The organism is Streptomyces sp. NPDC014870 (genome assembly GCF_043081505.1).
Lineage (GTDB): Bacteria > Actinomycetota > Actinomycetes > Streptomycetales > Streptomycetaceae > Streptomyces.
Genome location: NZ_JBIBWQ010000017.1, coordinates 16,186 through 37,065 on the forward strand (window position 1 = coordinate 16,186; position 20,880 = coordinate 37,065).

General features: G+C 73.0%; 20 protein-coding genes and 1 tRNA gene. 11 read left to right on the forward strand and 10 right to left on the reverse strand.

Features of this window, described 5'->3' with window-relative positions; translation table 11 throughout:
- Positions 1-425 precede the first annotated feature (425 nt).
- Positions 426-1,673 carry a benzoate/H(+) symporter BenE family transporter gene (locus tag ACF09C_RS36705; protein WP_392097948.1) on the forward strand — a complete coding sequence of 416 codons (1,248 nt, stop codon included), beginning with the start codon at positions 426-428 and terminating at the stop codon, positions 1,671-1,673.
- Between the two features lie 3 nt (positions 1,674-1,676).
- On the opposite strand, the gene ACF09C_RS36710 is transcribed toward ACF09C_RS36705, so the two are convergent.
- From ACF09C_RS36710 to ACF09C_RS36740, 7 genes are all read right to left on the reverse strand, one after another.
- Positions 1,677-2,288, reverse strand: a complete 612-nt coding sequence (locus tag ACF09C_RS36710; RefSeq protein WP_392097950.1) for an NAD(P)H-dependent oxidoreductase — start codon at positions 2,286-2,288, stop codon at positions 1,677-1,679.
- 33 nt (positions 2,289-2,321) lie between these two features.
- Positions 2,322-2,394: transfer RNA gene (locus ACF09C_RS36715), tRNA-Ser, on the reverse strand.
- Between the two features lie 93 nt (positions 2,395-2,487).
- The gene (locus ACF09C_RS36720) at positions 2,488-3,861 is read right to left on the reverse strand and encodes a hypothetical protein (protein WP_392097952.1); all 1,374 of its coding nucleotides are present in this window, start codon (positions 3,859-3,861) and stop codon (positions 2,488-2,490) included.
- A gap of 56 nt (positions 3,862-3,917) precedes the next feature.
- Positions 3,918-4,328: a peptide-methionine (R)-S-oxide reductase MsrB gene (gene msrB, locus ACF09C_RS36725; RefSeq protein ID WP_392097954.1), complete on the reverse strand. Its 411-nt coding sequence runs from the start codon at positions 4,326-4,328 to the stop codon at positions 3,918-3,920.
- Between the two features lie 10 nt (positions 4,329-4,338).
- Positions 4,339-5,730: a UDP-N-acetylmuramate--L-alanine ligase gene (gene murC / locus ACF09C_RS36730; protein ID WP_392097955.1), complete on the reverse strand. Its 1,392-nt coding sequence runs from the start codon at positions 5,728-5,730 to the stop codon at positions 4,339-4,341.
- Positions 5,731-5,956: 226 nt separating this feature from the next.
- Positions 5,957-6,439: an indole-3-glycerol phosphate synthase gene (locus ACF09C_RS36735; RefSeq protein ID WP_392097956.1), complete on the reverse strand. Its 483-nt coding sequence runs from the start codon at positions 6,437-6,439 to the stop codon at positions 5,957-5,959.
- Positions 6,440-6,545: 106 nt separating this feature from the next.
- Positions 6,546-7,454 (reverse strand): pyrimidine reductase family protein, encoded by a 909-nt coding sequence (locus ACF09C_RS36740; RefSeq protein WP_392097958.1) that lies wholly within the window; start codon positions 7,452-7,454, stop codon positions 6,546-6,548.
- 69 nt (positions 7,455-7,523) lie between these two features.
- Between ACF09C_RS36740 and zapE the strand changes: the two genes are divergently transcribed.
- The 5 genes from zapE (at position 7,524) to ACF09C_RS36765 (ending at position 12,598) form a co-directional block, all read left to right on the forward strand.
- Positions 7,524-8,606, forward strand: a complete 1,083-nt coding sequence (zapE, locus tag ACF09C_RS36745) for a cell division protein ZapE (RefSeq protein WP_392098078.1) — start codon at positions 7,524-7,526, stop codon at positions 8,604-8,606.
- A 33-nt stretch (positions 8,607-8,639) separates the two neighbouring features.
- Positions 8,640-9,065: an OsmC family protein gene (locus ACF09C_RS36750; protein WP_362427667.1), complete on the forward strand. Its 426-nt coding sequence runs from the start codon at positions 8,640-8,642 to the stop codon at positions 9,063-9,065.
- A 132-nt stretch (positions 9,066-9,197) separates the two neighbouring features.
- Positions 9,198-10,556 (forward strand): alkaline phosphatase PhoX, encoded by a 1,359-nt coding sequence (locus ACF09C_RS36755; RefSeq protein WP_392097960.1) that lies wholly within the window; start codon positions 9,198-9,200, stop codon positions 10,554-10,556.
- Positions 10,557-10,799: 243 nt separating this feature from the next.
- On the forward strand, positions 10,800-11,618 hold the full coding sequence (locus tag ACF09C_RS36760) for a PPK2 family polyphosphate kinase (protein WP_392098080.1): 819 nt from the start codon (positions 10,800-10,802) through the stop codon (positions 11,616-11,618).
- A 17-nt stretch (positions 11,619-11,635) separates the two neighbouring features.
- Positions 11,636-12,598 carry a polysaccharide deacetylase family protein gene (locus tag ACF09C_RS36765; protein WP_392097962.1) on the forward strand — a complete coding sequence of 321 codons (963 nt, stop codon included), beginning with the start codon at positions 11,636-11,638 and terminating at the stop codon, positions 12,596-12,598.
- Between the two features lie 42 nt (positions 12,599-12,640).
- Here ACF09C_RS36765 and ACF09C_RS36770 read toward each other — a convergent pair whose 3' ends face one another.
- The 3 genes from ACF09C_RS36770 to ACF09C_RS36780 are packed head-to-tail and all read right to left on the reverse strand — an operon-like array spanning position 12,641 to position 14,822.
- The gene (locus ACF09C_RS36770) at positions 12,641-13,291 is read right to left on the reverse strand and encodes an ABC transporter (protein WP_392097964.1); all 651 of its coding nucleotides are present in this window, start codon (positions 13,289-13,291) and stop codon (positions 12,641-12,643) included.
- On the reverse strand, positions 13,288-14,148 hold the full coding sequence (locus tag ACF09C_RS36775) for an ATP-binding cassette domain-containing protein (protein WP_392098082.1): 861 nt from the start codon (positions 14,146-14,148) through the stop codon (positions 13,288-13,290). The genes ACF09C_RS36770 and ACF09C_RS36775 overlap by 4 nt, the downstream gene beginning before the upstream one ends.
- A complete protein-coding gene (locus ACF09C_RS36780) occupies positions 14,145-14,822 on the reverse strand; it encodes an AIM24 family protein (RefSeq protein ID WP_392097966.1) in 678 nt (225 codons plus the stop codon). Before ACF09C_RS36780 ends, ACF09C_RS36775 begins: the two co-directional genes overlap by 4 nt.
- Before the next feature lie 71 nt (positions 14,823-14,893).
- Here ACF09C_RS36780 and ACF09C_RS36785 point away from each other — a divergent pair, with 71 nt between their 5' ends.
- From ACF09C_RS36785 to ACF09C_RS36805, 5 genes are all read left to right on the forward strand, one after another.
- The gene (locus ACF09C_RS36785; RefSeq protein WP_392097967.1) at positions 14,894-15,637 is read left to right on the forward strand and encodes a peptidyl-tRNA hydrolase; all 744 of its coding nucleotides are present in this window, start codon (positions 14,894-14,896) and stop codon (positions 15,635-15,637) included.
- Between the two features lie 203 nt (positions 15,638-15,840).
- Complete coding sequence (locus tag ACF09C_RS36790; protein WP_392097969.1) at positions 15,841-16,602, forward strand: DUF4142 domain-containing protein; 762 nt, start codon at positions 15,841-15,843, stop codon at positions 16,600-16,602.
- 103 nt (positions 16,603-16,705) lie between these two features.
- Positions 16,706-18,094 (forward strand): DUF692 domain-containing protein, encoded by a 1,389-nt coding sequence (locus ACF09C_RS36795; RefSeq protein WP_392097971.1) that lies wholly within the window; start codon positions 16,706-16,708, stop codon positions 18,092-18,094.
- Positions 18,095-18,101: 7 nt separating this feature from the next.
- A complete protein-coding gene (locus ACF09C_RS36800; RefSeq protein ID WP_392097972.1) occupies positions 18,102-19,115 on the forward strand; it encodes a TIGR04222 domain-containing membrane protein in 1,014 nt (337 codons plus the stop codon).
- Positions 19,116-19,185: 70 nt separating this feature from the next.
- On the forward strand, positions 19,186-20,877 hold the full coding sequence (locus ACF09C_RS36805) for an alpha/beta hydrolase (protein WP_392097974.1): 1,692 nt from the start codon (positions 19,186-19,188) through the stop codon (positions 20,875-20,877).
- Positions 20,878-20,880: the final 3 nt, after the last annotated feature.

The following is a 20,880-nucleotide window of genomic DNA, read 5'->3' on the forward strand; positions in this document are numbered from 1 at the left end:
TGCGACTCTCGACCGCACGCGTGTGTCCCCCCGCCGATGCATCCCCGCCCCTCCCGCTGATCCTCACGCGATCGCCACGTGATCATCACGTGCCGCCACGTGACGTTAGGGAGGGGCAAGTTGGCCGGTCCACGGACTATGACTACGTCATTCGCCACCATTTCGGTCACACCAGTCAAAGCAAAATGTGACTTCTGCCACTTGAGTGACGGGAGATCAACAACGCGATGTCGCTGAGGAAAAGACCGGCGAACTCGGGGGCGAGGGAAGGTCAGCGCCTCCCGCGGCGCAGCCACCCCTGGGCCTTGCCCATGTCGGTCACCGTCGCCGGGCGGCCGTCGCCCGCGGGGTCAGCCGCGTGAGCGTCCAGACCTGTGGAAAACCGTGCGGGCGCCCGGCAATCGGTGTGCCAGGATGCCCAGGCCATGGCATTCATACGACACCTGCGATCCGCCGCACCGGCCACCGCCGTCTCCGCCGGGTTCCTCGCCGTGCTCATCGGCGTCACCAGCTCCGTGGCCGTCGTCTTCACGGCCGCCAAGGCCGCGGGGGCCACCTCCGCCGAGCTCACCTCGTGGGTCTTCGCCCTCGGCATCGGGATGGGGGTCACCTGCATCGGCCTCTCGCTGCGCTACCGCGCCCCGGTGGTGACGGCCTGGTCGACGCCGGGCGCCGCGCTGCTCGCCACCGGCCTGCAGGGCGTGACGATGGCTCAGGCGGTCGGGGCGTTCCTGCTCTCCGCCGTGCTCATCGTGATCAGCGGGGTCACCGGCTGGTTCGAACGGATCATGAACCGGATCCCGGATCCGCTCGCCTCGGCGCTGCTCGCCGGGGTGCTGCTCCAGTTCGGCACCGAACTCTTCACGCAGATGGAGCGGAACGGCCTCATCGCCGTCCCCATGTTCCTGGCGTATCTCGCCGGCCGCCGCTGGTTCCCCCGCTACGCGGTCGTCGGGGCGCTCGCCGTGGGGATCGCGGCGACGGCGTGGCAGGGCTCGTGGAAGCTGGACGGATTCGAGCTCGCGCTGGCCGAACCGTCCTTCGTACGGCCCGAGTTCGACTGGCAGGTCCTGATCGGCGTCGGTCTTCCGCTCTTCGCCGTGACGATGGCGTCGCAGAACCTTCCCGGCGTGGCCGTGCTCCGCAACGCCGGCTACTCCACGCCGATCTCGCCCATTCTGACGTGGACCGGAGCGGTCAACACCGTGCTGGCGCCGCTCGGTTGCTTCGGTCTGAACCTGGCCGCCATCACCGCCGCCATCTGCAGCGGCGAGGCGGCCCACCCCGACCCCAGGAAGCGCTACATCGCCGGCGTCTGGACGGGGGTCTTCTACCTGCTCGTCGGCCTCTTCGGCGGAACGGTCGGCTGGCTGCTGACGGCGATGCCGCCCGCCCTCGTCCTGGGGATCGCGGGCATCGGGCTGCTCGGCACGATCGCCGGTTCCCTCACCTCGGCCCTCCGCGACGACCGCCTTCGCGAACCGGCCGTGGTGACACTGCTCGCGACCGCGTCCGGCTTCACGCTCTTCGGCATCGGTTCGACGTTCTGGGGCCTGCTCGCGGGGGTCCTGACCCTCGCCGTCGGCGACATCGCCCGACGGCGCGCGGGCCGCACCACCGAGCAGCCGCGGAGCGCCTCCCCCAGGGCCGAGGCGCGATCCCCGCACCCGTGATCGTCAGACCGAACGCGCCAGCGCCTTCGCCCGGGCCAGGTGTTCGGCCTTGAGGACCTGCCAGCCGCTCGCGCTCGCGCTCGCGCTCGCCGAGCCGCCGAGGAGCACGAACTCGCTCGTCCTCGCCCGCTCGCCGATCCGGTCGGTCAGCATGACGGTCCGCATCGCCCGGTAGCAGCCGGAGGCTTCGAGTTCGGCGATGTCGTACCCGGCCGTGCAGAGGACCAGGGCCTTCTCCACGAGCCGTGGTTCGCCCACGGTCCGGCGGGCGAACCCCACCGTCCAGACGCGGTCGAACCAGCCCTTGAGCCGGGCGGGACAGTCCGCCCACCACACCGGGTAGACGAACACCCAGGTGTCGGCGGCGGCGAGCCTGGCCTGCTCGGCGGCGACGTCATCGGGAACGGGCGCCTCGGCGTCGTAGCCGGACTCGCGCTCGTACTCGGCCCGCGTGAGTTCCGAGCGGAAGTCCATCGCGTAGAGGTCCGAGACCGTGTACGGACGACCGGCGTCGGCCAGTCCGTCGAGGAAGGCGCCGAGCACCTCGCGCGTGAAGCCGCGCTCACTGGGGTGCGCGTAGACGACGTGCACAGCGGTGGTGGCGGGGGTGGTCACGCGTCCACCTCGGGTGAAGGGGAGTCGGGGCGGCGGCAAGGGCAGGATTCGAACCTACGTCCACCCGGAGATCGAGCCGGGCGCTCCTCCGCAGAGCTTCCTCGCCGCCGCGCCCATCCTCATCGGAGCGCGCCGCGTGGGTCAACCGGTTTCCGCGCGCCCGTTCCCCCGGCGGGGCCCGGTCGTCGCAGCCACTCGCTCACAGCCACTCGTTCGCCACCGCCCGCTGCCCCTTGCCCGAGAAGACACCGGCCGAGCGCAGGGCGCTCGCCATCAGCGGATCGGCGACCTGGACACCGTGCACCAGCTCGGGGGTGCGCCGGAACCGGGCCGGCTCGGCGGCGGGACGTGGCGCGGTCCAGCCGCCGGCCACCGGGTCGACGCCGTGGCGTGCGCAGACCTGCTCGACCAGCGCGCGCGGGCACTCCGCCTCTCCACGCAACACCTCCCAGGGCAGCGGCAGTTCGGCCCACACGTACGTGTCCGGGTGCAGGCCGCCCTTGGTCTTCCGGTGCCAGTAGGCCACGTCGGCGGCCATCAGCCGGGGCACCTTGCCCGGGCAGACGCGGTCGAGGAAGTCCTCCCGCCCCAGTTCGGTGAGGAGCGCGAGCCAGTGGGCGCGGGCGGTGCTCCAAGCCTGAGCGGCCTGGTTCCAGGTCGAGGAGTCGTTGCCGGGGCGGACGATCATCGTGTCGCGCTCCAGGGCGCACCGGTTCCAGGCGTCCTCCAGTTGTCCGGCGACCTCGCGCAGGAAGCGGCTCCAGCGCGCGAGCAGCTCGGAGAGTTCCTGGTCGGTGAGGTGGCCGAGCACCTCCTCGGTCGGGTACGCGTGCGCCACGACGTACCAGTCGGTCCGCTCCGGCTCCGCGCGCAGCCGCTGGAACAGGGCGTCGGCCACCTCGTCGTACGGGCGGCGCTGCTTGCCGTTGGTGAAGATGCTCCGCATGTACCCGCGCGCGGTGAGGTAGGCGACGAAGGCGCTCCTGCCGGGGTCGGCGGCGAACCGTTCGTACGGCAGGGTGTGCGCGATCGCGCCCTTGCCGGTCAGCGTGACCTCGCGCCGCCGCTGTTCGTGGACGACCCGGGCGAGTTTGGCCTCCATCCGGCGCAACAGCCGGAAGCGCTTGTTGTACTGACGCTTCGACAGCTCGCCGATGCCCGCCCCGGCCCGCTCCTCCCGGTTGAGCCGGTCCATGCCGAAGTCGTTCTCGCCGTACGCCCGCCCGATCTCCTCGCCGGCCCGGCGGATCACCGCCTCGATGCGCGCGGGGTCGTCACCGGCCTCCGTCGCAAGCTCCGGCACGCTCCTGAACAGGGTGGCCGCCCGGCCGAGTTGGCGCTGCGCGCCGACCGGCCGGGCGAAGTCCTCGCGCATGGAGGTGTATCCGTGCCAGAGGCTGCGCAGCGAGTTCGCCGTGGCCGTGTCCAGGGCGTTGGCGGTGGCCGGGTCGAGGTCGGCCCCGAGGGCGGTGAACAGGTCGGAGACGAGCTGGGCCACGTCCTCGGGTCGTCTGCGCAGTCCCAGCGAGGCATGCAGCTCGGTCAGGAGCCGCTCTGCGTGGTGCGACGTCATGCGCCACACCCTGACAGCGCCTCGCCGGGACCTCCACCGAATAAACGGGCGGCTGGTCAGCCCTCGTCCGGCGTCAGCCGCAGCGAGATGCTGTTGATGCAGTACCGCTGGTCGGTCGGGGTCGGGTACCCCTCGCCCTCGAAGACATGGCCCAGGTGCGAGCCGCACCGCGAGCACCGCACCTCGGTGCGGAGCATGCCGTGCGAGCGGTCCTCGATCAGCTCGACCGCCTCGCTCTCCTTCGGGTCGTAGAAGGACGGCCAGCCGCAGTGCGACTCGAACTTCTCCGTCGACGTGAACAGCTCGGCGCCGCACGCCCGGCAGGAGTAGACGCCCTTCGTCTTCGTGTCCGTGTACTCGCCCCGGAAGGCGGGCTCGGTGCCCGCCTGGCGCAGGACCTGGTACTCCTGCGGGGTCAGCTCCGCACGCCACTGCTCGTCCGGCTTCTCGACCTCGTACGACGACATCACATGCTCCTCAGCTCGACAGGCGGGCGAGGATCTCGGGACCGAGGTCCGTGACGTCGCCCGCGCCCATCGTCAGAACGAGATCACCGGGCCTGGCCATTCCCGCCACGACGTCCGGGACCGTGCCCTTGTCGTGCACGGCCGTCACGTCGGCGCCCGCCGCGCGGGCGGCCGCGATGATCAGCTCGCTGGTGATGCCGGGGATCGGGTCCTCGCGGGCCGGGTAGATGTCCAGGACCACGGAGGCGTCGGCGAGGGCCAGGGCGTCGCCCATCTCCTTGCCGAGCTCCTGGGTGCGGGAGAAGAGGTGGGGCTGGAAGACGACCAGGAGGCGGGCGGCCCCGGCGGCGCCGCGCATGGCCTCCAGGTCGGCGGTCATCTCGGTGGGGTGGTGTGCGTACGAGTCGATGACCTGCACACCGGCCGCCTCGCCCTTGAGCTGGAGACGGCGGCCGACACCGGTGTACGCGGTGAGGGCCTGGGCCAGCTCCGCCGGGTCGATGCCCACACGGGAGCCGGCGGCGAGGGCGGCGGCGGCGTTGTGCGCGTAGTGACGGCCGGGGACGGAGACGGTGAAGGTGTGCTCGACACCGTCGAGGAGGACGACGACCTCGCTGGCCATGCCCTTCGGGGTGATCGAGAGGATCCGGGCGTCGGAGTCCGCGGACTCGCCGACCGTGAGGAGCCGGAGGTCCTGCCGGCCCGCGACACGGCGCGCCAGCTCGCGCGCGCCCGCGTGCTCGCCGACGACGAGGGTGCCGCCGGGGCGGATCTTGGCGCTGAAGGCCTCGAAGGACTCGTAGATCTCGTCCATGGAGGCGTAGTTCGCGTGGTGGTCCAGCTCGACGTTGAGGACGATCGCGACCTCGGGGTCGTACTTCTGGAAGCTGCGGTCGCTCTCGTCCGCCTCGGCGACGAAGACCTCGCCGTCGCCGTGGCGGGCGTTCGTGCCCGGGCCCGCGAGGTCGCCGCCGATGGCGTACGAGGGGTCGAGACCGAGCTCGGTGAGGGCGACGGCCAGCATCGAGGTGGTCGTGGTCTTGCCGTGCGTACCGGCGACGGCGATCGCGCGCAGGCCGTCCATGAGGGAGGCGAGCGCGTCGGAGCGGTGGACGACCGGGATGCCCAGCTCGGCGGCGCGGGCCAGCTCGGGGTTGTCGGCGCGGATGGCGCTCGAGACGACCACGGCGGAGGCGTCGTCGGCGAGGTGGGCGGAGGCGTGCCCGATGTGCACCGTGACCCCGAGCGCGCGCAGCGCCTCGGCGGTCGCGGACTCCTTCGCGTCGCTCCCGGCGACCTTGGCTCCGCGCTGGGCGAGGATCTTGGCGATGCCCGACATTCCGGCACCGCCGATGCCGATGAAGTGCGGCCGTTCCATGGCGGCAGGGATGGCGGGTGCCATGAGTGTTCTCCCCGGGGGACGACGTACAGGAGGTCCCCAGCCTAGTGGCTCCCTGTGACAGCCCCCGGCCGACGGCCCCGCCCCGCCCCCGCCGTGTCCGCCCGGACGCCGCAGGCCGGAGGCCCGGACGCCGGAGGCCCGGACGCCGGACGCCCCGGACGCACGACGCCCGGGCACCTGGATGTCCAGGTGCCCGGGCGTCCGATCGCTCGGGCTCGGCTCAGGCTCAGGCGCTCTCCGCCTCGCTGTGCGCGAAGAGCTTCAGGACCGGCACGCCCACCTTGTGACGGGCCCGTGACGCCCAGTCCCGGTGGAAGAACTCCTCCACGTAGTGCGGGGCGGTCAGCACGATGACCTCGTCCGCCTCCGACTCGTCGACCACGGACTTCATCCTGTCCAGGGGGTGGTCCTCGACCACCTGTCCGACCGCCTCGCAGCCGGCGTTCCGCAGCCCCTGGAGTGAGTACTCCAGGGCCTGCTCGGCGGGGCCTCGGGCCGCCTTGCCCTCCGGCTCCTCGCCCTCGCGGGTCGCTTCCTTCAGTTCGCCCATGGCGACGTCGTCGATGGCGCGCAGCAGTACATCGGCCTGGTCACCACGGGGCTGCATCAGAACGATGAAGGACACGTCCTCGTCGCCGTGCAGGGTGGTGACGAATTCCACGTCGACGGACGTGAGGGGTTTCTCGATCATCAGAACGCTTGTGAACACCTCAGGAGCCCTTCTGCGGAAACCATCCTTCCCCGTGCCCGCACGGGGTCTACGGGGGTAAGTGTGCCCAGCGGAAGCTAACCGGAACGACAAATTCCGCCGACTGTCAGATCCGACGGTAGCGGGTGAAGAGGAACCCGGCCTCTTCCAGCACGGACGCCACGTCGAACCGCTGCGGGACGGCCACCGACGGCCCTCCGGCGATACGCTGCGCGCTGCCCGCCGTCATGGTCGGCGAGACCGTCAGGCACATCTCGTCGAGCACCCCCGCCGCCACGAACTGGCCCAGCAACCGGGGACCGCCCTCGGTCAGCTGCCGCCTGAGCCCCCGCTCGGCCAGCGCTGCGACCGCGCGGCTCGGCTCGATGCCGGTCCCGTCGCCCGCGATCACCACCTCCGCCCCGGCCGCCCGGGCCTCGGCCGCCCGGTCGGCGGGCGCCGCCGCACCGGTCAGGACGAGGGTCGGGACCAGGGGCTCGGTGAAGAGCGGCAGCGTGAAGTCGAGGTCGAGGGAGGCGCTGACCACGGCGATCACCGGCGCGACACCCTGCCCGGCGGCCGCCCGGCGGGCCGCGAAGGCCTCACGCGCGCGTGCCGGGCGGTATCCCTCCTGGCGCACGGTCTGCGCGCCGACGACGATCACGTCGGCGAGACCGCGCAGGGTGCCGAAGATCCGCATGTCGCCGTCCGAGGAGAGCGGCTGGGACCGGCCGTCGTGCTGCCCCGCGCCGTCGAGCGAGGAGACCATGTTGGCCCGCAGCCAGCTCTCGCCGGGGGCCAGGTCCGGGTAGGCGTAGGCGTCGGCGAGCTCGTCGAGGGACCACTCCCGGTCACGGAGCGCGTCCACGCCGACCGCCTGCGTGACGGACGACCCGACCGCCCCTTCCCGGCCCGTGTCGTCGACCGCCGGCACGGCGGTCCCGGCGCCGCCGCCGGTGGTGGCGGGGCCCGCGGTCCCGGTGGCGGGGCCGGCGGTCGTGGCTGTCATGTCCGTCACAGGGAACAGGCGTCGCATCCTCGCAGTCTGACACGGCGCTTAGAGTGGGGAACTGTGTCGACCCGTGCCTCCCACGCCCCCCGCGCCATGACCGAAGCGGCTTCCACCGAAGCCGCTCCGGCCTCCCTCTGCGCCCGGGAGCCCCATGTCCCCGCCGACCGCCTCGTCGCGGAGATGGTGCCGCCGCCGCGCTTCGACTCGGTCCGTTTCGACACGTACATCCCGGACCCGAACCAGCCCAGCCAGACCGACGCGGTGAAGGTCCTCAGCTCCTTCGCCGAAGGGCTCGGCGGCGCGCACGCCACCGGCGCGGGCAAGCGGCCGGTCCTCAGCCGCTGGTTCGCGAAGAAGCCCGCCTCCCCCAGCGGTCCGCGCGGGGTCTACCTCGACGGCGGGTACGGCGTCGGCAAGACCCACCTGCTGGCCTCCCTCTGGCACGCGACGCCCGCCGAGCCGGGACTCAAGGCCTTCGGCACCTTCGTGGAGCTGACCAACCTGGTCGGCGCGCTCGGCTTCCAGCAGACGGTGCAGACCCTGAGCGGCCACCGGCTCCTCTGCATCGACGAATTCGAGCTGGACGACCCGGGCGACACCGTCCTCGTCTCCTCCCTCCTCAGCCGGCTCGTCGAGTCGGGCGTGGCGCTCGCCGCCACCTCCAACACGCTCCCGGGCAAGCTGGGCGAGGGCCGCTTCGCCGCCGCCGACTTCCTCCGCGAGATCCAGGGCCTCTCCGCGCACTTCCGTCCGCTACGGATCGACGGCGAGGACTACCGCCACCGCGGGCTGCCCGAGGCGCCGGCGCCGTACTCCGACGAAGAGGTGACGAAGGCGGCGTACGCGACGCCCGGCGCCTCCCTCGACGACTTCCCGCACCTGCTCGACCACCTGGCGAAGGTGCACCCCAGCCGCTACGGCGCGCTCACCGACGACCTGACGGCGGTCTGCCTCACGGACGTGCGGGCGATCCCGGACCAGTCGACGGCGCTGCGCCTCGTCGTCCTCGCCGACCGCCTCTACGACCGTGAGGTCCCGGTCCTGGCCTCCGGGCTTCCGTTCGACAAGCTCTTCAATGAGGAGATGCTGAACGGCGGGTACCGCAAGAAGTACTTCCGGGCGATCTCCCGGCTCACCGCGCTCGCACGCGACGCGAAGGGCTTGGTCGCGCAGTAGGTTGGGGGCCATACCCGATCGAAAGGGATTCACATGGCCACCGTCCGCCACGCCCACACCGTCTGGGAGGGCGACCTCCTCAAGGGCAAGGGCGTCGTCACCCTCGACTCCTCCAAGCTCGGCTCGTACGAGGTCTCCTGGCCGTCCCGCGCCGAGGAGCCGAACGGCAAGACCAGCCCGGAGGAGCTGATCGCCGCCGCGCACTCGTCCTGCTTCTCGATGGCCTTCTCCAACGGCCTGGCCAAGGCGGGCAACCCGCCGACCCGCCTGGAGACGAAGGCCGACGTCACCTTCCAGCCGGGCGAGGGCATCACGGGCATCCACCTGACCGTCCGCGGCGAGGTCCCGGGCCTGGACGCGGACCAGTTCCAGTCCCTGGCCGAGGACGCGAAGAAGAACTGCCCCGTCAGCCAGGCGCTCACCGGCACGACGATCACGCTGACCGCCGAACTCCTCTGATCCGTACAACTTCTGACGCCAAGTGAGGCCGTGTGGCCCGCATGGGTTCACGTGTCACCAGACCGCGTGATACACACATGCGGGTCACACGTCACTTCTCTCTCTGTCCGCCAACAGAAGGGTTGCCTCGGCATGTCCGCGACACGACGTCAGATCCTCTCCCGCACCGGCGCCTCCGTCGCCGGTATCGCCTTCTCGGGCGCCCTCGGCGAGCTCTTCGCCGGTACGGCCGCCGCCCGTGGCCACGCCGGCTACGGCCCCCTCCTCCCCGACCCCGCCGGCCTCCTCGACCTCCCCAAGGGCTTCCGCTACACCGTCCTCTCCCGCCAGGGCGACCCCCTCCGCTCCGGCGAGGGCCCGGTCCCGAGCAACTTCGACGGCATGGGCGCCTTCGCCGGCCGCCGGGGCCGCGTCCATCTGGTCCGCAACCACGAGAACCGGGTCACCGGCAGGATCGGCGTCCCGACGGTCGAGGGCCTGACCTACGACCCGGCCGCCAAGGGCGGCTGTACGGCGCTCACCCTCGACGGCCGCGGGAACGTCCTCGACGAGCGGGTCGCGATCGCCGGCACCGCCGTCAACTGCGCCGGCGGGCCGACCCCTTGGGGCACCTGGCTCACCTGCGAGGAGACCGAGGACAAGGCCGGGACCGGTGGCTACACCAAGGACCACGGGTTCATCTTCGAGGTCGACGGCGCCGACCCGCGCCGCACCGGAGCCGTACCGCTCACGGCCATGGGCCGCTTCGCGCACGAGGCGATCGCCGTCGATCCGCGCAGCGGGATCGTGTACGAGACGGAGGACGCGTTCCAGAAACCGTTCGGGCTCTTCTACCGCTTCCTGCCCGAGAAGCCCCTGGGCGGCCACGGTTCGCTGCGCGCGGGCGGGGCCCTGGAGGCCATGCGGGTGCCGGGCGTGCCCGACCTCTCGGTGATCCAGGAGACCGGAGCGAGCTTCGACGGCGTCGAGTGGGTGCCCGTCCCGGACCCGCAGGCGGCCGAGACCCCCATCAGGCTCCAGGACTTCGGGCCGCGCGGCATCACGCACGCCCAGAAGCTGGAGGGCTGCTACTGGGGCGACCGGTCCGTCTACTTCGTGTCGTCCTTCGCCCGCACCGCCGACGGTTCGGGCGCGACCCACTTCGGGCAGGTGTGGCGGTACGAGCCGCACCGCCGCCGGCTGACCCTCGTCGTCGTCTTCGGCCCGAGCACGGACATCCAGCTCCCCGGCGAGTCACCGGACAACATCTGCCTCGCCCCGAGCGGCGGCCTGATGGTCTGCGAGGACGGCGACGGGGCGCAGCACGTGTACGGACTGACCCGGAAGGGCGAGGTGTACGCGGTGGCCCGCGGGGCGCAGAACATCGGCACGCCGCAGAACCCGGAGTGGGGCGAGTTCGCGGGCGTGACGTTCTCCCCGGACGGCACGACCATGTACGTCAACTGCTACACGCCGGGGACGACGTTCGCCGTGCGGGGCCCGTGGTGCTGACGTAGCCCCCGTCGACGGCCGGTCGCCCGGTCGCGCGGCCGCGCTTTCCGTCGCAGGATCGGTGGAGGGCGCGGTCGGAGCGGGCGGGCGACCGGACGGACGGGAAGGGTCGGCGAGGTGGCCAAGGAGGACAAGGGCAAGGACAAGGACAAGGACAAGCAGAAGCGGGACGAGCGGGGCAGGCGCGCGAAGACGGGGCGGGAAGCCCCGCGGAAGCGGGCGGAGCCGGCCCTCCGAGACGTCCTGCGGCTGCCGGTCGGCGAGCCGGTCGACCTGTCCGCGTACTCCGCGTCGGACATCCCGGCCGGGCCCGCGGGCAAGACGGACGGGATCGCGGCGACGGCCCAGCTGGGTCCTGGCCTGGCCGACCTCCAGGAGCGGCTGTACGCGGCGAGCACGGCCGGCGACCGCCGCCGGCTGCTGCTGGTCCTCCAGGGCATGGACACCAGCGGCAAGGGCGGCACGGTCAAGCACGTCATCGGCTACTTCAACCCCTCCGGCTGCCGGATCCGCGCGTTCAAGGCCCCGACGGCCGAGGAGCGCGGGCACCCCTTCCTCTGGCGGATCTCCCGGGCGCTGCCGGTGCCGGGCGAGATCGGCATCTTCGACCGCTCGCACTACGAGGACGTCCTCATCGCCCGTGTCCGCGAACTGGTCCCCCGCCGCGACCTCGGCCGCCGCTACGGCCAGATCAACCGCTGGGAGGAGTCCCTGATCGACGACGGCGTGACGATCGTCAAGGTCTTCCTCCACATCTCGTACGAGGAACAGCGGGCTCGGCTCCTGGAGCGCCTGGACAACCCGGAGAAGCACTGGAAGTTCAACACCGGCGACATCGAGGAGCGGGCTCTGTGGCCCGCGTACCAGGAGGCGTACGGACTCGCGCTCGAACGCTGCTCCACGGAGGAGTCCCCGTGGTACCTGGTCCCGGCGGACCGGAAGTGGTACCGCAACTGGGCGATCAGCAAGCTCCTCCTGGAGCACCTCACCGACCTGGACCCGCGGTACCCGCCGGGCGACTTCGACGTGGCGGAGTGCCGGACGCGGCTGCTCGCGACCTGATCGGTTAATTTCCGTGGGTGACCATTTCTGTACGAAAACTGTCGGCGCTTGCTCTGCTGGGTGCCGTACTCGTCGGCTGCGGCAGGGGCGCGGCCGACACGGCGACGGCGCCTGACGGCCCGTCCGCCACCACACCGTCGAGCCCCACCACGCGGCCGAGCCCCGCCACGCCGTCGAACCCCACCTCGTCGGGCCCCAAGCCCGCCACGGGTGCGAGCGCGAGTCCCGGTGCCGCGCCCGGGCCGGCCGTCGTGCGCAAGGCGCCGCCGACGATGGCGCCGGGACCCGGTGGGGTCACGCCCGTGTTCGAGCGCGCCCGCAAGGGCGGGGAGAAGGTCGTCGCGCTCACCTTCGACGCCGACATGACGGCCGACCAGGGGCCCCGGGCCGCGAGCGGGGAGCGCTTCGACAACCCGGCGCTGATCGAGACCCTGCGACGGCTGAAGGTCGACTCGACCGTCTTCATGACGGGACGCTGGGCCGAGGAGTACCCGGACCAGGCCCGGTCGATCGGCACGGACCCCCGCTTCGAGATCGCCAACCACTCGTACAGCCACTACGCCTTCGCCTCGCCCTGCTACGGCCTGCCGACGGTCGCGAAGCAGGACATGGCCGCCGACGTGCAGCGGGCCTTCGAGGCGTTCCGGAAGGCGGGGGCGCGCAACGTCGTGCCGTACTTCCGCTTCCCCGGCGGCTGCTACGACGACCGGGCGCTGCGTGCGCTCGGACCCGCGAAGGTCACCGCGGTGCAGTGGGACGTGGTCAGCGGCGATGCCTTCGCCAAGGACGGCGACGCGGTCGCCGAGCAGGTCATCGACGGGGTGAAGCCCGGCTCGCTCGTGGTCATGCACTGCACGCGCAGCGCGGCGCCCGTCACCGAGCACGCGATCCGCAGGATCGTGCCCGAACTGCGCGCGCGGGGCTACCGCTTCGTGAAGGTGTCGGAGCTGATGGCCGGGGCGGGGACGGTCACACCCTAGGGCCTGTCCGGTGGATCAGGGCCGGACAGGCCCTAGGGCCGCTCATTCCCGCCATGCCGTGGCCCTGACGCTGAGCGCCACCGCCGCGGCGGCGAGGAGCAGGGCGCCCGGCAGGGCGGGCCACGGCAGCGGGACCGCCGCCGTGCGCGCGCCGGTGACCAGGGCCGTCACGGCGTGCTTCGCCGGGGAGCCGGTCGTCACCAGGGCCAGGAGAGAGGCCAGGACCAGGGCCGCGAGCGACCAGCCCCGGGAGCGCAGCAGCGGGCGGCTGGTGAGGGTGCCCACGGCCGCGCCGGTCAGGACGCAGGCCGCGGTGGCCAGGAGCCCCGAGGCCACGGCCCCGGGCGCGCCGACACCGCGGGTGTCGCCGACCGCGGTCACCCCGAGCACCGCGACCGCCCCGAGCGGGGCCGCGCAGAGGACGGCGGCCAGGATCGCCGCGAGGTGCGCCCGTCGCCGTCCCGCCGCCGCGGCCACCACGTTCCGCGCGGCGGCGGGCTCCTGGCCGAGACAGATCCGTACCAGCCAGGCGGTGACCGGGAGCAGCGCGGCGGCCGCGTAGCCGAGGGCGCCGAGCACGGGCTCCCCGGAGCGCACGGCGACGGCGAGGAGGACCGCGTACAGCAGCAGGGGCGCCAGCCAGCGCTGGGAGCGCAGCAGCAGGTCGGTCTGGTAGCGAAGGAGCGCGGTCATCCCCGTCCTCCCACCCGGTCGCCGTCCTGCTTGAGTTCGTGGATGTGCCAGGAGGCGTCGAGCAGGGCCCGGAGCAGTGCGTCCGAGTGCGCCGCGTCGACGGCCCACACCGTCGGCGTCGCCGTACGGCCGGGTCCGGGCGCACGTGTGGGCGAGCCGGGAAGACCTTCGGGGAGCGGGCGGCCGCCGGAGGCCACGATCCGTGCGCGCGGGCGTGCGCCGCCGCCGTCGTGGCGCGGGTCCGCTCCTGGACGTACCCGGCCCGCCGCCTCCACCTCGTACACCGCGTCGGTCTCCCCGGACAGCCGGCGCGGGTCGTGGTCGACGAAGACCACGGTGCCGCCCGCCGCGACGCGCTCGCGGACCGCGCGGTCGAGTTCGCTCCGCGCGGCGGCGTCCAGGCCGGTCCACGCCTCGTCCAGGACGGTCAGCTGCGGGTCCGCGAGGAGTGCCTGGGCGACGGCGACCTTCTGGCTGCTGCCCTTGGAGAGTTCGGCGAGCGGGGTGTCCGCGAAGGAGCCCGCCCCGAACCGCTCCAGCCACGCGCGCGCCCGCCGGGCGGCCTCGGCCCGGTCGAGCCCCTGGACGCGTCCGAGGTGGCTCAGATAGCGGGTCGCCGTGAACGGCAGCGCGGAGGGGAAGCGTTCCGGGACGTACGAGGTGCGCGGCGGCCGACCCGTGATCCGTCCTTCGGTCGGCGCGTCGATGCCCGCGACGACCCGCAGCAGCGTCGACTTGCCGCTGCCGTTGGCGCCGGTGAGCCGCACGAGGGCGCCCGCGGGCAGGACGAGGTCCACCCCGCGCAGCACCCACGGGCCGCGCGGGCCGTAACGGCGCCCCACCCGCTCCAGGTTCAGTTGGAGGAGGCCTTCTGCGGGGTGGCCTCGCTCGGCCGGACGATGACGAAGCCCTGGCCGTCGAGGCGGAGCTGGACGGCCTCGCCCGAGCCGCCGCGGATCATGGAACCGATGGACTGCGAGCGGTGGAGCGAGGTCTGGAGCTGCTCGCTCCAACCGACGACGGCGTCGGTGTCCACACAGACCGGGGCCTGCGGGGTGACCGGGATGACGATCGGCGTGCCCTCGCAGGCCAGGGCTATCTTGCCCTGGCCGGTGAAGACGCTGTTGAAGAGGCCGCCGCCGGTCATGCCGGCGCCCTTCACCGTCCTGATCTCGTACGAGAGGGTGGCGTCGAAGCAGAGCACGTTGCGGCCGTTGACCGTGAACGCGTCGCCCGGCTCGATCTCGACGATGAAGCAGTTCTGCGCCTCCTGCGCGAACCAGGCCTCGCCCTGGCCACGGACGGCCATCAGCGCGAGACCCTCACCCGTCACGGCCCGCTTGAGCATGCCGCCGATGCCCTGGCTCTTGCGCTCGAACTGGAGGTCGCCGCGGAAGGCGATCATCGATCCCTGCCGTGCGTGCATCTCTCCGTTGACGACGTACTTCACACATTTGGCGTTCTGCAGGCTCATACCCGGGAACGTGCCGGTCTCGGCGAGGTGTTCGCCGGAGAAAAGATCGCTCTTCATGACAGGCATCCTGTCCCGGAACCGATCATTCCGACAAGAAACACCTGTGCGAGCAGTGGCAGACTTGCCGGGTGAGCAGCAACGAGACCGAGATCCCGATCGAGATCGACACCGCCGTACCCACGGACGCACGGGACGAGAAGCCCCAGTTCGTCCTTCCCCTCGTCGTACGCATCGAGCGGGCCGAGCCGCCGGCGCGTACCGACGCGCTGGAGACCGCCGCTCGCGCCGTCCTGGAGATCCTCGCCGACGAGCGCTCGACGGGCGACGGCGCGTGGGCGAGGGCGATGACGGACTGGCAGGACGCCCGGATCCGCAAGGTCGTGCGCCGGGCGCGCGGCGCGGAGTGGCGGCGCGCGGAGGCGCTGCCGGGAATCACGGTCAAGGGCGAGTCCGCGGAGGTACGGGTGTTCCCGCCGATCCCGCTGGACGGCTGGCCCAAGGAGCTGGCGAAGCTCCAGGTGTCCGGCACGGACCTGGAGGACCCTGCGGTCCCGGGGCCGGGCCGCCCCGGAGACCCGGCGCTCTGGCTCAACCCGCACCTGGAGATGTCCGCGGGCAAGACGATGGCCCAGGCCGGGCACGCCGCGCAACTGCTCTGGTGGGAACTGTCCGACAGCGACCGCGTGTCCTGGCGCGAGGCGGGCTTCCCCCTCTCCGTACGGGAGGCCAGCGCCGAGCACTGGGCCGCGCTCACGGCGAGCGCCCTGCCGGTGGTCCGCGACGCGGGCTTCACCGAGATCGCCCCCGGCCCGACCTTCGTCTCCGAGGGCAGCGACCGCTTCGGCTCCCACGTACGCCTGGAACAGGGGTGAACCGGCCGGGCCGTGACCGTTCGCGCGCGTTCGTGGCCGGGTTCTCCGGGTTCGGTCCGCTCGGCGACTGAACACGGCCGTGCTGTCGCGCGTATCTCCCGATACCGCCAAGTGGGTTGTCCGTCGGCCTGGTTGACGGTTCAGTCTGCGGTGACCCCCGCCGGTGACCCGCACCGGCGCGGAGAGAACGTACGGGAGACACCTTGTCGCTACGCGTCAACGGCACGGCCCTCATCATCGCGGCGCTGGTCGCCACGATCGGCGCGCTCGCCTTCCCCGTCTGGTCCTACGCCGACCGTTCGGGCACCGGCCAGGCGAATCTGAACGCTTCCAGCGTGCCCACGCCGTGGGGGCCGCTGTCCGCCACGGACCGGGACTTCCTGGTCAAGGTGCGGCTCGCCGGGCTGTGGGAGCTGCCGGCCGGCCAGCAGGCCGTCGAGCGCGCGCCGAGCCGGGCCATCGTCGAGTGCGGTGACCATCTCGTGGTCGGCCACACGGACCTCGACCGGCGGGCCAGGACCGTGGCGGCGCGGCTCGGCGTGGAGCTGCCGAACCAGCCGACCGAGCAGCAGCAGGGCTGGCTGCGGGAGCTGACGGCGGCCGGCGGGGAGGAGTACGAGCGCAAGTTCGCCAACCTGCTGCGCAACGCCCACGGCAAGGTGTTCGCGCTGATCGCGGAGGTCCGCCACACGACCCGCAACTCGCTGATCCGGCAGCTGGCGAGCGACGCGAACCAGACAGTGCTCGACCACATCACGATGCTGGAGGCGACCGGCATGGTCGACTTCGACGCGCTGGCGAACGAGGCCGCGGGGCGGAAGACGGCGCCGCCGACCGGGCCGCCCGTGGTGCCGTCGCCCGCCGTGCCCACCCCGGTGCGGCCGACGGGGACGGACCAGTCGTTCACCTCGCGACCGGTGCCGGACGCAGGGATCGTGACCCCGCACTCGATGCCCACGCCGTAGGCCCCGCCGACTCCGAAACCTCAAATCAACCTCTGAACGTCCCCCTGACTGGATTCGAACGGGTCCTTCCGGGCCATCAGGTGAGGGACCGAAGGAGGGGGACATGACGGAACTCGGAGTCGGAATCGGCTGGCGGCCGGAGATCGCGGAGGCGATCGAGGCGCTGCCGGGCGTCGACTGGGTGGAGGTCGTCGCGGAGAACGTGTGCGCGGGCCATCTGCCGGACCCGCTGACGCGGCTGCGCGAGCGCGGCGTCACGGTCGTCCCGCACGGGGTTTCCCTGGGGCTCGGCGGCGCCGACCGGCCGGACGCGGCGCGGCTCGCGGACCTGGCGGCAACGGCGACGGCGCTGGGGGCGCCGCTGGTCACGGAGCACATCGCGTTCGTCCGGGCCGGGGGCCTCGAGGCGGGCCACCTGCTGCCCGTGCCGCGCACCTGGGACGCCCTGGACGTGCTCTGCGAGAACGTGCGGATCGCCCAGGACGCGCTGCCCGTGCCGCTCGCGCTGGAGAACATCGCGGCGCTCATCGCCTGGCCGGGCGAGGAGCTGACCGAGGGCCAGTTCCTGGCGGAGCTCGTGGAGCGTACGGGGGTACGGCTCCTCATCGACGTGGCGAACCTCCACACCAACCACGTCAACCGGGGCGAGTCGCCGGCGAAGGCCCTCGCCGAACTGCCGGTGGAGGCGATCGCGTACGTCCACGTGGCGGGCGGCCTCGCCCGCGACGGCGTCTGGCACGACACCCACGCCCACCCGGTCCCGGAGCCCGTCCTGGACATCCTGTCGGACCTGGCCTCCCGGGTCTCCCCGCCGGGCGTCCTGCTGGAGCGGGACGACAACTTCCCCCCGGCGGGGGAACTGGCCTCGGAGCTGGCGGCGATCAGGGACCGTCTGCGCGGCGCACGTCCGCGGGTCTCCGCACCGGCGCCGCTGATCGGCGCGGGCGCGCGGGTCTCGGGCGGCCCGATGCCGGCGTCCGTGCACGCGCCGGAGGAAGCCGGACACTCCCCCGCGGCCGCGGCGACCGAAGCCCGCTCCGGCGCGGCGCGGACGAACCGGCCCGCCCCACGCCCCGTCGCACGGCAGAGCGTGGACCTCGCGCAGACCGCGCTGCTGTCCGCGCTGGTCGCCGGGACTCCCGTGCCCGAGGGCTTCGACCGGCAGCGGATCGGCGTGCAGAGCCGCGCCCTCGTCGGGAAGCGGACCGATGTGATCGCCAGGATCGCGCCCGAACTGCCCGAGATCCTCGGCGACGGCTACCGTCCCGCGTTCCGCGGGTACGCCAGGACCCGCCCGATGTCCGGCGGGTACCGCCGCGACGCCCTCGACTTCGTCGCGCACCTGCTCGTCGCGGGACGCCCGGAGGACCCCGCGGCCCGGCGCCGGCTCACCCGCTGGTACCAGGACCGCGCCGATTCCCGCCCGCCCCGCCCGGCCGGCCGGATCGCCCGCGCGGCCCGCGCCGCCCGCACCGCACTCGTACGGAGGTGACGTCCCCATGAACCTGTTCGCCCTGCTCCTCTGGGCCGCCGTGATCATCGGCTCCGCCCTGCTGATCGTCCACCTCCGCTCCGCCCGCGCGGGCGGCGGGGGACCCGTCCACGACCTCAGCGAGGCCGCGTTCCTCATCGGCGGACCGCCGCGCGTCGTCGACGCGGCCCTCGCCGCCCTGCACTCCGACGGCCGGATCGCCGTCGGCGGCCCCGGCATCGTCGTCCCGCGCCCCGGCGCGACACCCCGCAGCCACGTCGAACGGGCCGTCCTCCAGGAGCTCGACGCCGCCCCGCACCAGGCCCTGCACGAGCTGCGCCTCGCCGTGATGCGCGGCGCCGCCGTCCAGGAGATCGGCGACGGCCTCGCGGCGCGCGGCCTGATGGTCACCGCCGAGGTCAGGCGGGCGGGCCAGCGCTGGTGCCGCACGCTCCTGTTCGGATGGGTCGCCCTGTTCATCCTCTCCTTCGCGCTCAGCACGGGCGACACCGGCTACTACGAGCTGCCGTTCATCTTCAAGTCGGGCCCTGTCCTCTTCGTGGGCATCCTCGTCGCCACCCTCTGCGCCGCCTACAACGCCCGCCGCGTGACGCCCGCGGGCCGCCGCGCCGCCACCGCGTACCAGCGGGACCACGTCTACGCTCCCGACGCCGGGCACCAGGTCGGGCTGCGCGGACTGCGCGCCGTACCGGACGAGGAGCTGCGCACCCAGCTGATCGCCGCCGCCCGGATGCCCGTGACCGGCCGCACCGTCGGCAGCCACGCCTCCTCGTCGTCCTCCTCGTCCGGCACCGACGCGGCCCTGTTCGCGACGCTCCACTGGTGCGCGGGCACCCCGGGCAACGGCGGCGGGTGCGGCGGCGCTTCGGGCGGCACGGGCGGCGGTGGCGGGGGCGGCTGCTCCGCGAGCGCCTGCTCCGGCGGCTCCAGCGGCAGCTCCTGCTCCAGCGGATCCAGCAGCAGCGGCAGCTCCTGCTCCAGCAGCAGCGGTTCCAGCTGCGGCGGAGGCTCCAGCAGCTGATCGGGTCATCTTCCGCCGACACGCCCCGACGGTCCTTTACACGGCGGCCGGACGCTCCAACGATCCTGCCGTGAAAGCCCTCGCGCTGACCGGAACCGTCGGACCGCTGACCGCCGCGCTGCTGTCGCCTCTCCTCACCCCGCCCGCCGCCGCGCCCGCTCTGGACGCCCCGCCCGCCGAGACCGGCGGCGTGCTCGTCGCGGCCCGTCGCGCGGCCGTCGAAGGCATCGCCTTCGGCGGCTGCCCGGCGGCCGAGAAGCTGCCGCCGCCGGTCAGGTGCGGCACGCTCCTGGTCCCCCTGGACTACGCGGACCCCGACGGCACCCGGATCCCGCTCACCGTCAGCCGGATCGAGGCCTCGGGCCCGGCCGCCGACCGCCAGGGCGCGCTCCTCTACAACCCGGGCGGGCCCGGCGCCTCCTCCACGTACTTCCCGATGGTCGCCGAACTCCCCGCCTGGAAGCGGATCGCCGCCGCGTACGACCTCGTCGGCTACGCCCCGCGCGGGGTGGGCCGCTCCGCGCCCGTCTCCTGCCAGGACCCCGTCGACCGCGCGACCGGCCCCACCCCGGCGCCCACCCAGCCCTCCGAGGTCTTCAAGCAGGAGCGGATCGCCCGCGCGAAGACGTACGCCCATGGCTGCGCGACCCGCACCGGCAAGGCGCTGCGGCACTACCACTCGCTCAACAACGCCCGGGACCTGGAAGTGCTGCGCGCCGCGCTCGGCGAGCAGCGGCTCACGTACATGGGCGCCTCCTACGGCACGTACTTCGGCGCGCTCTACGCCACGCTCTTTCCGCACCGCGTGCGCCGGATGGTCCTCGACGCGCCCGTCCACCCCGCGCCGCGCCAGATCTGGTACCTCAACAACCTCGACCAGTCACGGGCGTTCGAGCGCCGCTGGGCCGACTTCCGCACCTGGGCTGCCAAGCACGACAAGGTGTACGGCCTCGGGTCCACCGCCCAGGAGGTCCAGGAGAGTTACGAGAAGGTCCGCGCCGAACTCGCGGCCGAGCCGGCCGGCGGTCGCGTCGGGCCGGGCCAGCTGCACCGGGCGATGCTGCTGACCGGGTACCACGACGGCTACTGGCCGCTGCGGGCGACGGCACTGGCCCGCTATCTGAAGGGCGACGCGGAGCCGCTGATCGCGCAGGCGGCGCCGAGCGAGGAGATCACCGAGGACACCGGCAACCAGGCGGCGGTCTACTCGGCGGTGGAGTGCAACGACGCGCCCTGGCCCGAGGACTTCGCCGTCTGGGACCGGGACAACACCGCGCTCGCCGCGGTCGCCCCCTTCGAGACCTGGGACAACGTCTGGTCCAACCTGCCCTGCGCGTACTGGAAGGCGCCCCGCCAGAAGCCGCTGGACGTGCGGACCGGTCCCGGGGTGCTGCCGCCGGTGCTGATCCTGGCCGCCGAGCGGGACGCGGCCACGCCGTACGAGGGGGCCCTTGAGCTCCAGCGCAGGCTGGCGGGTTCCGCGCTCGTGACCGAGCGGGACGCGGGGACGCACGGCATCGGGGGCGGCGCGAACGCCTGCGTCAACGGTTACCTGGAGCGCTATCTGCTGACGGGGGCGGTACCGGCCGCTGGCGTACCGCAGGCCCCTGAAATGACGCCGGTGCGGCGCGCGTCGTGCGCGCCGCACCCGGAGCCGGACCCGGTGTCGCTGGACCGGCGGTCGGAAGTCCGTCCGCCGTCTGATCTTCCGGGTCGAGGGGTGACGGCCCGGCTGGTCGCCGGGCCGTCACCGAGTCGGTAGGGC